Below are 13,561 nucleotides of genomic sequence, written 5' to 3' on the forward strand. Positions count from 1 at the left end.
CGCTGACCGGAGCACGTGATTCTGAACAACAGCCAACTCCTCTGACCGTACGCCCCTGGGCCCCCAGGTCAACCCCGCGGGCTTCCCCGCCCCGACCTCGGGTAATCGCCGGAAGACGGACATCCGGCCGGGAAGGAGATCCATGCGAGTCGTGATCGTCGGGGGTGGTTTCGCCGGTTACCACGCGGCCAAGAGCCTCCGGAAAAGTGCCGGTGAAGACGTCGAAGTGGTGGTGCTGAACCCCACGGATTATTTCCTCTACCTGCCGCTCCTGCCGGAGGTGGCAGCCGGGATCCTCGACCCGCGGCGCGTGACGGTTTCGATCCCCGAGACGCTCCCCGGCGTCCGCCTGGTGCTCGGCGTCGCGACCGGCGTCGACTTCGACGCCCGGCACGTCACGTTCACCGATCCGGAGGACCAAGAGCACCGGATCGGGTACGACCGGCTGGTGCTCGCCGCGGGCAGCGTCAACAAGCTCCTGCCGATCCCGGGCGTCCCGGAGTACGCCCACGGGTTCCGCGGCGTGCCCGAAGCGCTGTACCTGCGCGACCACATCACGCGCCAGATCGAGCTGGCCGCCACGGCCGAGGACCCCGCCGAACGCGACGCGCGCTGCACGTTCGTGGTGGTCGGCGCCGGCTACACCGGGACCGAGGTCGCCGCGCAGGGTCCGGCGTTCACCGACGCCCTCGCCGCGCGCCACCCCGAGCTGGCCGGGCAGAAGATCCGCTGGCTGCTGCTCGACGTCGCCGAGCGGGTGCTGCCCGAGCTCGGCAAGCGGCTGGGGAGTACCGCCGACCGCGTGCTGCGCGCCCGCGGGGTCGAGGTGCTCATGAAGACCTCGGTCGACCACGCGGACGCCAAGGGCGTCACGCTGACGAACGGCGAGCCGGTGCCGGCCCGGACCCTCGTGTGGTGCGTCGGCGTGCGGCCGGACCCGCTGGTGGCCGACCTCGGGCTCGAGACGGCGAAGGGCCGCCTCTGCGTGACCGAACAGCTCGTCGTGCCCGGCCACGACGACGTCTTCGCCTGCGGCGACGCGGCGGCGGTGCCCGACCTCACCCGCCCCGGCCAGTACACGGCGATGACCGCGCAGCACGCCGAGCGGCAGGGGAAGCTCGCCGGGCGCAACGTCGCGGCGTCACTGGGGTACGGCAGCGCCGGCACCTACCGGCACCACGACCTCGGCTTCGTCGTCGACCTCGGCGCCGGTGCGGCCGCGGCGAACCCGTTGCACATCCCGCTTTCCGGGCTCCCGGCGAAGGCGGTGACCCGCGCGTACCACCTCATGGCGATGCCGGGCAACCGCGTCCGCACGGCCGTCGACTGGATCCTGGAGCGGCTGACCGGCCGCCAGACCGTCCAACTGGGACTCGTCCGCTCCGGCGCGGTGCCCCTCGACACCGACTCCCCCGAGCTCCCCCGGCGCTGACGTTCAGCCCCGCGGCGACGCCGGTAAGTCGTCGTCGAAGACGGACAGGGCTTGACGGCGGTGCAGCAGGTCGACGGCCTCGTCGAGCTGCCGTTCGAGGTCCTTGAGCCGGAGGCGTTCGTCCGGAGTGAGTCCACCGTGGTGGAGGGCGCCCTTGCGCAGCCGGTGCTCCTCGTCGATCAGGTCGGCTATGCGGTCGGTGATTTCGTGGCCTGCCATGGAAATCCCCTCCTGTCCGCCCGCGAGCATACGCCGCGCGGGTGGCCCCGCCCGAGTGATGTGGGGCGCGGGAGGGTGCACCTCGCGCGACGTTGTTGGGGCGCACGCCACGCTCCGGCTGTGGGTTCGCGGCGGCAGCTCCGGTCGGCGGCTTGCGGCCGGCAGCTCCGGCCCGCGGCGCAGCTTCAGCTCGCGGCTCCGGCTCGCGCGGCCACTCGACTCCGGCCGCGGCTGCGGACTCGCGGCGGTAGCTCCGGCCGGCGGCGGCTCGCGGCTGCAGCCCCCGACTCCAGCTCCCGGCTGCGGATGCGAGCTCGCGGCGGCGGCTCCGGCCCACGGCGGCGCCTCCGCCTCCGGCCGGCGGCTGCGGCTTGCGGTCAGCGGCTGCGGCTCCCGGGCTCCCGGCTGCGGCTGCGGCTCCCGGGGACTCGGCTGCGGCTGCGGCCGGCGAGCGTCGCGAACGAGCCATCCGCGACCTTCCCCACCCGCCGAACCAACCCTCAGCGCCCCCTCCACACGAGCCGGCACCCGCCGCGCAACCCCGACCCCACCTACCCCTCCCCACCCCGAGCCAACTCCACGAACGCCCGCACTACCGGCCCCACCGCCCCAGCCCGCCAAGCCAACCCCAGATCGATCACCGGCACTGGCTCCTCCAACCGCCTCAACACCACCCCCCTCGGCCGCAACCCGCGCGCGCGGTGCTCCGGGACCGCCGCGATCCCCGCTCCCTCCGCCACCGCGCGCAGCAGCTGCTCGTCCTCCGGTTCCTCGCGGACTATCCGGGGCACTCCGCCCGGCCAGACCTGCTCGCTGATCGCGTCGTACTGGCCCGGCCCGTTCGATCGCGGCCAGAACACCGCCGGCTCCGTCGCTATCCAGGCCCGGCGCAGGCGGCCGCGGCGGCGGGCCAGCGCGTGCCCGGACGGCAGGGCGATCAGCACCTCCTCCGACCCCACCACCGCCACCTCGATGCCCGGTGCCACCACCGGTGGGCGGACGAACCCCACGTCGATCTCGCCCGCGAGGAGGCGCGCCAGGTTCAGGCTCGTCCAGCCCGTCTCCAACGCCAGCTCCACTCCCGGGAACGCGGTGCGGTACGCCGCCACCAGGTCGCCGGCCAGGGGGCCCGGTGCCGACCGCGTGTACGCGATCCGCAACCTTCCCGCGTCGCCGCGGCCGGCCGCCGTGATCACGCCGCGGGCCCGGTCCAGGCGGTCCAGCAGCTCCCGGGCCTCCGTCGCCGCCACGCGGCCGGCCTCCGTCAGCGCGAAGCGCGGGCCCGAACGGTCGAGCAGCGCCACCCCCAGCTCCGCTTCGAACGCCCGGATCTGCTGGCTCAGCGAAGGCTGGGACACGAACAGCCGCGCCGCCGCGCGAGTGAAGTGCATCTCCTCGGCGAGCACGGCGAAGTAGTGCCAACGGCGCAGGTCCACCCAGCCACTATAGGCCGGGCCTATAGATCAGGACGGACGAAGTCTTGGACCGTCCCACAGACCAGGTCCAAGACTGGCAGACGTGAACCGCACCGATCGCAAGCTCCACGCCCTCGCCGCCGCCGCGGGCAACGACCTCCTCGACCCGATGGCCGGCTTCGTCGACCTCGCCGGGATCCGCGAGGCCGTCGAGGACCTGACGAAGGCCTTCGCGCCGCTCGGGCGCGTCCAGCACACCGTCGCCGCGAAGGCGTGCGGCCTCGCGCCCGTCCTGCGGTACCTCGCCGATCTCGGGGTCGACGCCGAGGTCGCGAGCCCGGGTGAGACCGCGGTCGCCGAAGCCGCCGGGGTCCGCGGTGCGCGGCTCGTCCTCGACTCCCCCGCCAAGACCACCGCCGAGCTCGTGCACGCCCTCGCCGAAGGCACCGCGATCAACGCCGACAACTTCCAGGAGCTCGCCCGTCTCGACGCGCTCGTCGAGGACACCCCGCGCTCGGTGCTCGGCCTGCGGATCAACCCCCAGATCGGCGCGGGGCGGATCGGCGACACCAGCACCGCCACCTCGACGTCGAAGTTCGGCATTCCCTTGCGGGACAACCGAAACCTCGTCAAAGAAACTTTCGCGCGACGGCCGTGGCTGACCCGGCTGCACGTCCACGTCGGCTCGCAGGGCTGCCCGCCCGAGCTGATGGCCGACGGCGTCGCCGCGGTGCACGCGCTCGCCGAGGAGATCAACGCCGAAGCCGGACGCCGGCAGGTCACCAGCCTCGACCTCGGCGGCGGCCTGCCAGTGAACTTCGCCTCCGAGGACCCCGGCCCGACCCACGCCGACTACGTCGCGACGCTGCTGGCGAAAGTCCCGGCGCTGGCCGACGGGCGCTACTCCTTCGTCACGGAGTTCGGCCGGTCCCTGCTGGCGAAGAACGGCTTCCTCGTCAGCACCGTCGAGTACACGAAGGTCGCGGGCGGCCGGCACATCGCCGTGACGCACGCGGGCGCGCAGGTCGCGGCCCGCACGGTGCTCCAGCCCGAGCACTGGCCGCTGCGGCTGACCGCGCTCGACGCCGCGGGCCGCCCGAAGACGGGACCCGAGGTGCCGCAGGACGTCGCCGGGCCGCTGTGCTTCGCGGGCGACCTCCTGGCGAAGGAACGGCCGCTGCCGCTGCTGGAGCCGGGCGACTTCGTCGTCGCGCACGACACCGGCGCCTACTACTTCGGCGCGCACTACGCCTACAACACGCTGCCGCGCCCGGCCGTGCACGGCTTCACCGTGTCGGAACGCGGGCACGTGGAGTTCACGCCGATCCGCCGCGCGCAGTCGATCGCCGAGCTGGTCGCGGACGCGGGCGGCGAGTTCGTCGGAGTGCTCCCGGAAGCGTGATCACCGGCGTAGCATCCGGGCACGCCGATGGGGGGACTGCCATGGGGGCCGGTCGGGAACTGCCGCGGTTCGCCGCGACGGGAGTGGGCATCGTCGTCGCCGCGCAGGCGGTGATCCTGACCGCGCTGTCCGGCCGCTACGGCTTCCACCGCGACGAGCTGTACTTCGTCGCCGCCGGGAAACGGCCGGACTGGGGCTACGTCGACAACCCGCCGATCACGCCGTGGCTCGCGCGCGCCTCGACGGCGGTGTTCGGCGAAACCCCGATGGGACTGCGCGTCGTCGCGACCCTGCTGGGCATGGCGACGGTCGTGGTCGTCGTGCTGATGGCCCGCGAGTTCGGCGGCGACCGCCGCGCGCAGCTGTTCACGGCGCTCGCGACCGCGCTCTCGACGTACGTGCTGGCCGTGACGCACATGCTCGCGACGAACACCGCCGACACGTTCCTGTGGTCGCTCGTCACCTTCTTCGGCCTTCGGCTGCTGCGCACCGGGGACGGCCGGTGGTGGCTCGCCGTCGGCGCCGCGGCCGGACTCGGCCTGGCGAACAAGTGGCTGGTGCTGCTCCTGCTGGCCGGGCTCGGCGTGGGCGTGGCCGTCGCCGGGCCACGGCGGGTGTTCCGGACCTGGTGGCTCGCCGCGGGCATCGGCGTCGCCCTCGTGCTGGCCGCGCCGACGGTGCTCTGGCAGGCCTCGCACGGCTGGCCGATGCTCACCGTCGCGGGCGGGATCAGCGCGGACGACGGCGTCGAGAACCGCGTGCTGTTCGTGCCGATGCAGCTGGTCTACCTGTCGCCGGTGCTGGTGCCGGTGTGGATCGCCGGGCTCCGGCGGCCGCTGTTCGACGAGCGCGTGCGCTGGGCGCTCGCCCTCACGATCGCCTACCCCGTGGTCTGCGTCGCCCTGCTGGCGCTGGGCGGGAAGCCGTACTACGCCGTGCCGCTGCTGCTACCGCTGGTGGCGCTCGGTGCCGAACCCGCACTGGGGTGGCTGGCCCGGGCCGGGACGGTGGCGCGGGCCCTGACCGGCGTGGCCGCGGCGGTGTGCGTCGCGGTGTCCGTCCTCACCGGACTCCCGGTGCTGCCGGCCACGGCGCTGGGTCCGGTGCTGGCGGTCAACAAGGAGCCCGGCGAGCAGGTGGGCTGGCCGGAGTTCGCCGACAGCGTCGCCGGTGTGTGGGCGCGGATCCCCGCCACCGAGCGGGACACCGCGGTGATCCTCGCCGGGAACTACGGGGAAGCGGGCGCGCTCGAGCACTTCGGGCCCGCGCGCGGGCTGCCCCAGCCGTACTCGCCGCACATGTCCTACGCCGACTGGGGCCCGCCGCCGGACCGGCAGGTCGGCCCGGTGCTGCTGATCGGGAGCTTCGAGCGCGACTCGCCCGCGACGCGGCTGATCACCGGGTGCCGGGTGGTGACCAAGTTCCACAACGCCGAAGGCATCGACAACGACGAAGACGGCGTCATGCTCTCGCTGTGCACGCTGACCGAGCCGTGGTCGACGGCGTGGCCGCTCTTGCGCCACTACTACTGAACGGGTTCGCGCTACCCTCGGGCGCATGGTGGCGAGGCGCACGGCGGTGGCCGTGGTGGGGGCGGGCCCGGCCGGGCTCACGGTGGCGAACCTCCTGCGGCGGGCGGGAATCGGCTGTGTGCTGCTGGAACGGGAAAGCCGGGCGTTCATCGAACAGCGGCCGCGGGCCGGGTTCATCGAGGAGTGGGCCGTACGCGGCCTGGAACAACGCGGGCTCGGCGAGCAGCTCGTCGCGAAGGCGCCTCGGCACGAGGCGTTCGAGTTCCGGTTCGCCGGGCAGCGCCACGTTTTCCGCTACGGCGACGTCACCGGACAACGGCATTTCGTGTACCCGCAACAGCTTCTGGTCACCGATCTGGTCGCGCAGTACACCGGCGCGGGTGGCGAAGCCGTCTTCGAGGTCTCCGACGTCCGGCTGCACGACCTGACGTCGGGCTCCCCCGCCGTCACGTTCCGGACCGCCGCGGGAGAGCACCGGCTCGACTGCGACTTCATCGCCGGCTGCGACGGCGCCCGCGGCGTCTCCCAGGGCCACCTGCCCCCGGAATCGACCGTGAAAGCCCACCACGACTACGGAATCGGCTGGCTGGCCCTGCTCGCGGAGGCACCGCCGTCCGCCGCCGGCGTGCTGTTCGGCATCCACCCGCGCGGGTTCGGCGCGCACATGGCGCGCACGCCCACGGTGACGCGGTTCTACCTGCAGACCGCGGCGGGCGAGACCGAAGCGGACTGGCCCGACGAGCGCGTCTGGGAAGAGCTCCAGGCCCGGCTCGCGGTGCCGGACGGCCCGATCACCGAGGGAAAGCTGGTCGAGAAGCGGATCCTCGACATGCACAACTACGTCGTGGAGCCGATGGCGCACGGCCGGCTGCACCTGGCGGGCGAGTCGGCGCACCTGGTCGCGCCGATCGCGGCGAAGGGCATGAACCTCGCCCTGCACGACGCGTTCCTCCTCGCGGAGGCGTACGAGGCGCACTACGCGGGCGACCCCACGAAGCTGGCCGGGTACTCCGCCGCGTGCCTGCCGCTGGTGTGGCAGTACCAGGAGTTCTCCCTGTGGCTGTCGGACATCTTCCACCACACCGCGGCCGCGGGCGAGAACCCGTTCGCGGCGCGCATCGCGGAGGCCCGGATGCGTCGCCTGCTGGGTTCACCCGCGGCCGCGGCGGCGTTCGCGGAGCTCTACATCGGCAAGAACGCCGACCTCTAGCTCCAGGCGATCTTGAACACCCAGGCGAAGCGGCCCGCCTGCCGGGCCGCGGCCGGGACGTCGATCACCAGCGAGCCGTTCTCCACCGTCCAGTGCAGGTTCCCGCGGTGGCCCAGGAGCGTCACGCGGTCCCCGGAGCGGATCGGCACGGGCGCGTCGACGACCAGCCTGCTGCCCGGCGCCACCAGCGAATGCACGTAGAAGGCCTCGTTCTGCTTCACCGTGAACCGCAGGTCGCCGAGCTGGGCCATCCGCGACCAGTACGTCGTGCCGTAGATGGCTTCGCCGTTGACCTTCAGCCACGCACCCGCGTCGCGCAGGTGCTTCTGCATCACGTCCGGGATGGTGCCGTCGAAGTCCGGGCCGATGTCGAGCAGGAAGTTGCCGTTCTTCGACACGATGTCGACGAGCGTCCGGACGACTTCCTCCGCCGTCATGTACCGGTCGTCGGGGGTCGCGCGGTTGTAGCCGTAGGAGAACGGGTCGAGGCCGCGGCTCGCCTCCCACTTCGCCACCACGGTGTTCGGGTACGTCGTGTACTCCGGCGTCGTGAAGTCGTGGTCGGGGATGCCGCCGCGGTCGTTGTAGGTGACGTCCTTGGCGCGCTTGCGGTTCTTCGCGTGGTTGAAGTACTCCGAGACCACCGCGCGCGAGTCGTTGACGCCGCCGATGTCGAACCACAGGACGTCCGGGTCGAAGTCCGAGATCAGCTCGAGCACCTGCGGCGCCTGGTAGTCGCGCACGAAGTCCTTCCCCGCGGTGTACCCGGTGTAGGGCAGCGGCGCGCCGGTGTACGGGTTGCGCGGCGCGTGGCCCATCCACGGGTTGTCCGGGTTGAACCACTCCGGCAGCGAGAAGTACAGGCCGTTGCGCAGCTGCGGCGTGTACTTGCGCGACGCCGCGAACAGCTCGGCGATGATGTTCCGGCGAGGGCCGAGCTTCACGGAGTTGCGGTCGCTGACCTCGGTGTCCCACAACGCGAAACCGTCGTGGTGCTTGGACGTCAGGACGTAGTACTCCGCACCCGCGTCCGCGATGAGGTTCAGCCAGCTCCGCGGGTCGAACTTCGCCGCGGTGAACATGGGGATGAAGTCGTCGTAGGCGAAGTCCTCGCCGTACTTTTCTTTGTGATAGGCGTAGGTCGCGCCGTTCGGGTCCTGCTGGTTCTGCCAGTACCACTCGGCGTACTGCTGCCCGACCGGCGCCCACGCCGGCACGGCGTACACGCCCCAGTGGATGAAGATGCCGAACTTGCTGTCGGTGAACCAATAGGGCGCGCGGTGCGTCGACAGCGACGCGTCGGTCGGCCGGAAGTCCGGGACGCCGAGGGTGATCGGGACCTGCTGGGTGGCGAGAGTGCCGCGCCCGGCCGTGACGCGGACCTGGCCGTTCGTGGTGGTCCCCGGCGGCACGGACGCGTTCGGCGCGAGCCCGAGCCGGACCGTCGCCTGCTCCCCCGGCGCCAGCGCGCGGATGGTCGCCGGCACGGTCGTGCGGCCACCGGGGACGTCGACGGTGACGGTGATCTTGTCGCGCGCGCCGAGCCACACCGTTCCCGCGTTGACGACGGTCGCCTCGGCGGCCTGCGGACCGCCGTCGGCCAGCAGGTTGGCCGACGAGCGGCCGTCGAGGATCAGGGCCGCGCGGCCCACGGCCACCGGCTGCAGGGTGAGCGCGAAGACGTGCAGGCTGGAGACGTTCGGCGCCGGCGTGGCCGTGGTGGGCAGGGTCAGCGCGACGGCGTCGCGGGCCGGGTCGACCCAGACCTGGCCGGTGGCCAGGGAAACGGGGTTGTCGTCGACGACCCCGCCGGGTGCGTAGCGGAACGGCGAAACCAGGGCGCCGGTGCCGGTGTACCAGTCGGGACCGGAGAGGGAGCCGGTGCTCGTGGTGCCGTCGGCGTAGTGCACGGTCGCCGTCCCCCCGGTGGTGCCGTAGCTGGCGGCGACCAGGAAGTACGCGACGAAGTACCGGCCTTTCGGCAGGTCGATCGTCTGGCCGGTGGCGGCGATGTTGTTCTTGGCGCCGGCCGCGGCGGAACCGAGCCGGAACGGGACGCCGCCGACGGTCGTGGTCTGCCCCACCGGCAGGTGCTCGGCCGGGAAGGTGTAGCCGGAGCCGTCGAAGTCGCCCCCGGTGGCCGACGCGCTGTCGATGCCGTCGTTCGAGAACCAGGCGTCGAGCGCGACCGGGACGGGCGGCGGGGGCGGCACGATCGGGGTGTCGGGGCTGTCCGGAGCGGCGTCCACGGGCACGGCGGCACCGGCGGGGGTGCGGCCGGCCGCGCTGAGTGCCACGGCGCCACCCAGGGCGATGCCGAGGGCTTGACGGCGAGGGAAGGTCGTCACTGAACCTCCAGGGATCGGATGACTACGGCGGAATGACGACAGAGTTCGCCCCTTGCTGGCCGATCTGTCGATGGCGGAGCTGATTCATCCGATGAATGACCATCGTCGCTGCGCCTGCCGCTGTCAAGGGGCCAACCGGAGCGATCGTTATGAACCGTGCTCACGTCGGGCTCGTGGTCCTGGGTAACGAGCTGCAGCACTCGCCGCCAGAACCAGCCGCGCACCGAAAGGCCAGACTGATGTCGACCTACCCGAACGCGTTGAGCCGCCGAGCCATCGCCATGTTGAAGGCGGTCGCCGAAGGGCGTGCCGAGCTCCGCTGCAGCTGTGAACCCGACCTCCGCGTGGACGGGTTGTCCTGCTGTGACCAGAACACCGCCCACGACCTCGCCCGCGCCGGGCTGATCCGCGCGGTCGGCGTCACCGTCGTCGGCCAGTGGGCACCGGCGGAACTGACCGATGCCGGGCACCGCGCGCTCGGCAGTGGCCTTCCCGCCGCCGCAGCCTGAGCCTCCCGCTCGAAGGCCGTGAAGGGCACACCGAGTTCCTTCGGTGTGCCCTTCACGGCTTTCCACGTCCCCGGCCTGCGGCGGCGCGAGAAAACCTCGCGAACGGACTGAACCGCCCCGGGCCGGTGGCCGTGCTCTGAGGTGAGGGCGTCTCGCACACGCCCTCCGGAGTCGCTACGACGAAACGATCCGGGCCAGCCTCCGCCCGATCGGGACCGGGCAACTCCGGCGAGCGGCCGTCGCGGCAACGGCCACCTCGCGCGGGCCCGTCCGGCATCCCCAGAATCCCGGACGGGCCCGCCCCGGACTGTCCGGGATCTTGTCCGATTCGATCACCTGATCAGCGGTCCCTGACCTGGAGTAGTCGCGCCACGGTGAGTGCATGCGACGCTTCCTGGCTCTGAGCGCGGCACTACTGGCGGGGTTCGGCATCCTCACGACGTCCGGCAGCGGGAACCCCGTCGGCGCGGACCCGGAAAGCGCTCTCCCCGCCACGGCCGAACACGCCGTCGGCGGCTGGGTCGGCACGTGGGCCGCCTCGCCCGCGTCCGCCGTCGGCAACACCCCGGACGGCTACCCCGGTTACTCGATCCGCAACGTCGTGCACAGCAGCGCCGGCGGCACCCGGACGCGCGTGCACCTCTCGAACGCCTTCGGCGCCTCTCCCCTGACCTTCGGGCACGTCACGATCGCCGTCCAGGGCACCGGCCCGGACGCCGTGCCCGGCACGCTGCGCTCCCTCACCTTCGGCGGCGCGGCGAGCGTCGTCGTCCCCGCCGGCGCCGAGGCGCTGAGCGACCCGGTGGGCCTGCGGGTGCCGGCCGACGCCAACCTGCTCGTCACGACCTACGTGCCCACGAAGTCCGGGCCCGTCACCTACCACCCGGCCGCGGCGCAGACGTCGTACTTCACCCGCGCCGGCGACTTCGCCGGCAGCGAGTCGGGCGCGCCCTACACCGAGCAGACGTCGGTGTGGCATTACGTTTCCGGCGTCGACGTCCAGGGCGGGGCCGAAGCCTCGATCTTGACGCTCGGCGATTCGATCACCGACGGCGTCGGCTCGGTCGCCGGGGCCAACCACCGCTGGCCGGACTACCTCGCCGACCGGCTGCACGGCCGGTTCGGTGTGCTCAACGCGGGCATCAGCGCCAACCGGCTGCTGCTCGACGTGCCCGGGTCGGGCGCGGGCCAGAACGCGTTGTCCCGCTTCAACCGCGACGTGCTGAGCGTCGGCGGCGTGCGGACGCTGATCGTGCTGGAAGGCATCAACGACATCCAGCAGGACCCGCACCAGACCGACCCGGCCGCGATCACCTCGGCCTACCGGCAGCTGGTGACGCAGGCGCACGCGCGCGGCATCCGCGTCCTCGGCGGCACGCTCACGCCGTTCAAGGGCTGGCGCGTCTACGACGAAACGCTCGAAGCGACCCGCACCGCGGTGAACACGTTCATCCGCACCGGCGGCGTCTTCGACGGCGTGGTCGACTTCGACGCCGCGGTCCGCGACCCGGCCGACCCGCTGCGGATGCTCCCGGCGTACGACTCCGGCGACCACCTCCACCCCGGCGACGCGGGCTACGAGCGGATGGCCGCCGCGGTCCGCCTAGACCGGTTGTGAGCGCGGGATGAACAGCACCGCGACCAAGCTGAGCACCGCCACCCCGACGAGGTAGAGCGCCACCGAGAACGAAGTCCCCGTGACCGCCTGCAACTTCGTCGCGATCAACGGCGCGAAGGCACCGCCCAGCACCGCGCCGACCGCGTAGGAGAACGACGCGCCGCTGTAGCGGTACCGCGGCTCGAACAGCTCCGCGAACAACGCCGACTGCGGCCCGTACGTCGCGCCGAGGCCGACGTTCAGCACCACGACGGCCACGATCAGCCAGCCGGTGGCCTTGGTGTCGACCAGCAGGAAGAACGGGATGGGCCAGACGACCAGCAGGATCGACCCGGCCAGGTACACCGGTTTGCGGCCGACGCGGTCCGACCACGCCGCGGTCACCAGGATGCTCACCAGCCACGTCACGCTGCCGACGATGACCACCACCAGCAGGGTGGTGCGGTCGATCTTCAGCACCGACGTGCCGTAGGACAGCAGGTACGCCAGGAAGATGTAGCCGATCGCGGTGTTGGCGATGAAGCTGCCCGACGCCACCAGCAGCGCCCGGGGCCGTTCGCGGAAGACGTCGACTATCGGCCGGCTGCTGCGCGCCCCTTCTTCCCGCAGCCGCGCGAACACCGGTGACTCCTCGATACGCAACCGGATCACCAGGCCGACGCCGACGAGCACGATGCTCGCCAGGAACGGCACCCGCCAGCCCCACGCCGCGAACTGCGCGTCGGTCATGGTGCGGCCGAGGACGAAGAAGAACAGCTGGGCCAGGATCAGCCCGGCCGGGACGCCGATCTGCGAGAACGCGCCGTACTGGCCACGACGCCCTTCCGGCGCGTGTTCGACCGCCATCAGCGCCGCACCGCCCCACTCACCACCCGCGCTCAGGCCCTGCAGCAGCCGCAGGACCAGCAGCAGGATCGGGGCCCAGACGCCGATCGCGGAGTACGTGGGCAGCAGGCCGACGCCGACCGTGGCGACGCCCATGAGGAGCAGCGACAGCACGAGCATCGCCTTGCGGCCGACGCGGTCGCCGAAGTGGCCCCACAGGATCCCGCCGACCGGGCGGGCCAGGAACCCGACGCCGAGCGTCGCGAACGCGGCGAGGGTGCCGGACGCCGGCGAGAGCGACGTGAAGAAGAGCTTGCCGAACACGAGCGCCGTCGCCGTGCTGTAGATGAAGTAGTCGTACCACTCGATGGTGGTCCCGATCGCGCTCGCGACGGCGACCCGTCGCAGCTGCCGAGCCGCCTCGGCCGGCGCCGGGGTGCTCACGAACCCGCGAGCGCCGGGAGGAGGTCTTCGGCCAGCAGGTCCATCAGCAGCCCGTCGTGCCAGCTGCCGTCCGGACCGCGCTCGTAGGAGCGCATGGTGCCGACCGGCTGGAAGCCGAGCGACTGGTAGAGCTGGATCGCGGACTTGTTGTCCGCCGCGGGGTCGATCACCACCCGGTGGTGCCCGCGCACGCTGAACAGGTGCTCGGCCAGCGTCCGGATCGCGTCCGAGCCGAGGCCACGGCCCTGCCAGTCCGGGTGGACGGCGATGTCGATCCCGGCGTGCCGGTACTGCGGGTCGGCCTCTTCGAAGGCCAGTTCGATGCCCACGACGACGCCCTCGTGCTCGATGGCGTACGTCGTGGTGCCCTCGTCGGGGTCCAGCAGGTAGGACACCTGGGTGGCCACCGGTACCTCGGCGTCCGCCCACCAGCGGGCGACCTCCGGATGCGACAGGATCTCCTCGAACCGGGCGGCGTCCGCGGCTGCGGCGGGGCGCAGGCGGACGCGGCTTCCGGTGATCAGGCCGGTCATCGGCCCAGTGTCGACCCCCGGACGCCGTCTGTCGAGCAGTGCCGCCCGGCCGGGCCACGCCGATGGCCGGGTCT

11 protein-coding genes are annotated in these 13,561 nt (G+C 72.4%); 6 read left to right on the forward strand and 5 right to left on the reverse strand.

The genetic code is table 11. The annotated features are described in order from the left end of the window. Positions 1-142: 142 nt before the first annotated feature. On the forward strand, positions 143-1,432 hold the full coding sequence (locus ACZ7PG_RS40870) for an NAD(P)/FAD-dependent oxidoreductase (protein WP_470244563.1): 1,290 nt from the start codon (positions 143-145) through the stop codon (positions 1,430-1,432). Positions 1,433-1,435: 3 nt separating this feature from the next. On the opposite strand, the gene ACZ7PG_RS40875 is transcribed toward ACZ7PG_RS40870, so the two are convergent. Continuing rightward, on the reverse strand, positions 1,436-1,651 hold the full coding sequence (locus tag ACZ7PG_RS40875; RefSeq protein WP_470244564.1) for a DUF2630 family protein: 216 nt from the start codon (positions 1,649-1,651) through the stop codon (positions 1,436-1,438). Positions 1,652-2,202: 551 nt separating this feature from the next. Then, positions 2,203-3,087, reverse strand: coding sequence for a LysR family transcriptional regulator (locus ACZ7PG_RS40880; protein WP_470244565.1), 885 nt, complete (start codon positions 3,085-3,087; stop codon positions 2,203-2,205). 82 nt (positions 3,088-3,169) lie between these two features. Here ACZ7PG_RS40880 and ACZ7PG_RS40885 point away from each other — a divergent pair, with 82 nt between their 5' ends. Genes ACZ7PG_RS40885 through ACZ7PG_RS40895 form a run of 3 tightly spaced genes read left to right on the forward strand, consistent with a single transcriptional unit; the run spans position 3,170 to position 7,210 of the window. After that, entirely contained in the window at positions 3,170-4,468 is a 1,299-nt protein-coding gene (locus ACZ7PG_RS40885) for a type III PLP-dependent enzyme domain-containing protein (RefSeq protein ID WP_470244566.1), read from the forward strand. Positions 4,469-4,509: 41 nt separating this feature from the next. Then, positions 4,510-6,000 carry an ArnT family glycosyltransferase gene (locus ACZ7PG_RS40890; protein ID WP_470244567.1) on the forward strand — a complete coding sequence of 497 codons (1,491 nt, stop codon included), beginning with the start codon at positions 4,510-4,512 and terminating at the stop codon, positions 5,998-6,000. A 25-nt stretch (positions 6,001-6,025) separates the two neighbouring features. Beyond that, positions 6,026-7,210, forward strand: coding sequence for a 4-hydroxybenzoate 3-monooxygenase (locus ACZ7PG_RS40895; protein WP_470244568.1), 1,185 nt, complete (start codon positions 6,026-6,028; stop codon positions 7,208-7,210). On the opposite strand, the gene ACZ7PG_RS40900 is transcribed toward ACZ7PG_RS40895, so the two are convergent. Then, a complete protein-coding gene (locus ACZ7PG_RS40900) occupies positions 7,207-9,558 on the reverse strand; it encodes an alpha-L-fucosidase (protein WP_470244569.1) in 2,352 nt (783 codons plus the stop codon). The genes ACZ7PG_RS40895 and ACZ7PG_RS40900 overlap by 4 nt on opposite strands. A 239-nt stretch (positions 9,559-9,797) precedes the next feature. On the opposite strand from ACZ7PG_RS40900, the gene ACZ7PG_RS40905 reads away from it, so the two are divergent. Both ACZ7PG_RS40905 and ACZ7PG_RS40910 read left to right on the forward strand, forming a co-directional pair. Further along, entirely contained in the window at positions 9,798-10,067 is a 270-nt protein-coding gene (locus tag ACZ7PG_RS40905; protein ID WP_470244725.1) for a hypothetical protein, read from the forward strand. Between the two features lie 382 nt (positions 10,068-10,449). Further along, positions 10,450-11,685, forward strand: coding sequence for an SGNH/GDSL hydrolase family protein (locus tag ACZ7PG_RS40910; protein ID WP_470244570.1), 1,236 nt, complete (start codon positions 10,450-10,452; stop codon positions 11,683-11,685). Here ACZ7PG_RS40910 and ACZ7PG_RS40915 read toward each other — a convergent pair. Both ACZ7PG_RS40915 and ACZ7PG_RS40920 read right to left on the reverse strand, forming a co-directional pair. Next, positions 11,671-12,954, reverse strand: coding sequence for an MFS transporter (locus ACZ7PG_RS40915; RefSeq protein WP_470244571.1), 1,284 nt, complete (start codon positions 12,952-12,954; stop codon positions 11,671-11,673). The two genes, ACZ7PG_RS40910 and ACZ7PG_RS40915, sit on opposite strands and share 15 nt — an antisense overlap. Next, entirely contained in the window at positions 12,951-13,487 is a 537-nt protein-coding gene (locus ACZ7PG_RS40920; RefSeq protein WP_470244572.1) for a GNAT family N-acetyltransferase, read from the reverse strand. Before ACZ7PG_RS40920 ends, ACZ7PG_RS40915 begins: the two co-directional genes overlap by 4 nt. Between the last annotated feature and the right edge of the window lie 74 nt (positions 13,488-13,561).

The organism is Amycolatopsis sp. NPDC114504 (genome assembly GCF_055633595.1).

Bases quoted from the DNA above. Each gene is read 5' to 3' on its own strand.
- ACZ7PG_RS40870 (WP_470244563.1), top strand. From the start codon at position 143: ATGCGAGTCGTGATCGTCGGGGGTGGTTTCGCCGGTTACCACGCGGCC.
- ACZ7PG_RS40875 (WP_470244564.1), bottom strand. From the start codon at position 1,651: ATGGCAGGCCACGAAATCACCGACCGCATAGCCGACCTGATCGACGAG.
- ACZ7PG_RS40890 (WP_470244567.1), top strand. From the start codon at position 4,510: ATGGGGGCCGGTCGGGAACTGCCGCGGTTCGCCGCGACGGGAGTGGGC.
- ACZ7PG_RS40895 (WP_470244568.1), top strand. From the start codon at position 6,026: ATGGTGGCGAGGCGCACGGCGGTGGCCGTGGTGGGGGCGGGCCCGGCC.
- ACZ7PG_RS40905 (WP_470244725.1), top strand. From the start codon at position 9,798: ATGTCGACCTACCCGAACGCGTTGAGCCGCCGAGCCATCGCCATGTTG.
- ACZ7PG_RS40910 (WP_470244570.1), top strand. From the start codon at position 10,450: ATGCGACGCTTCCTGGCTCTGAGCGCGGCACTACTGGCGGGGTTCGGC.
- ACZ7PG_RS40920 (WP_470244572.1), bottom strand. From the start codon at position 13,487: ATGACCGGCCTGATCACCGGAAGCCGCGTCCGCCTGCGCCCCGCCGCA.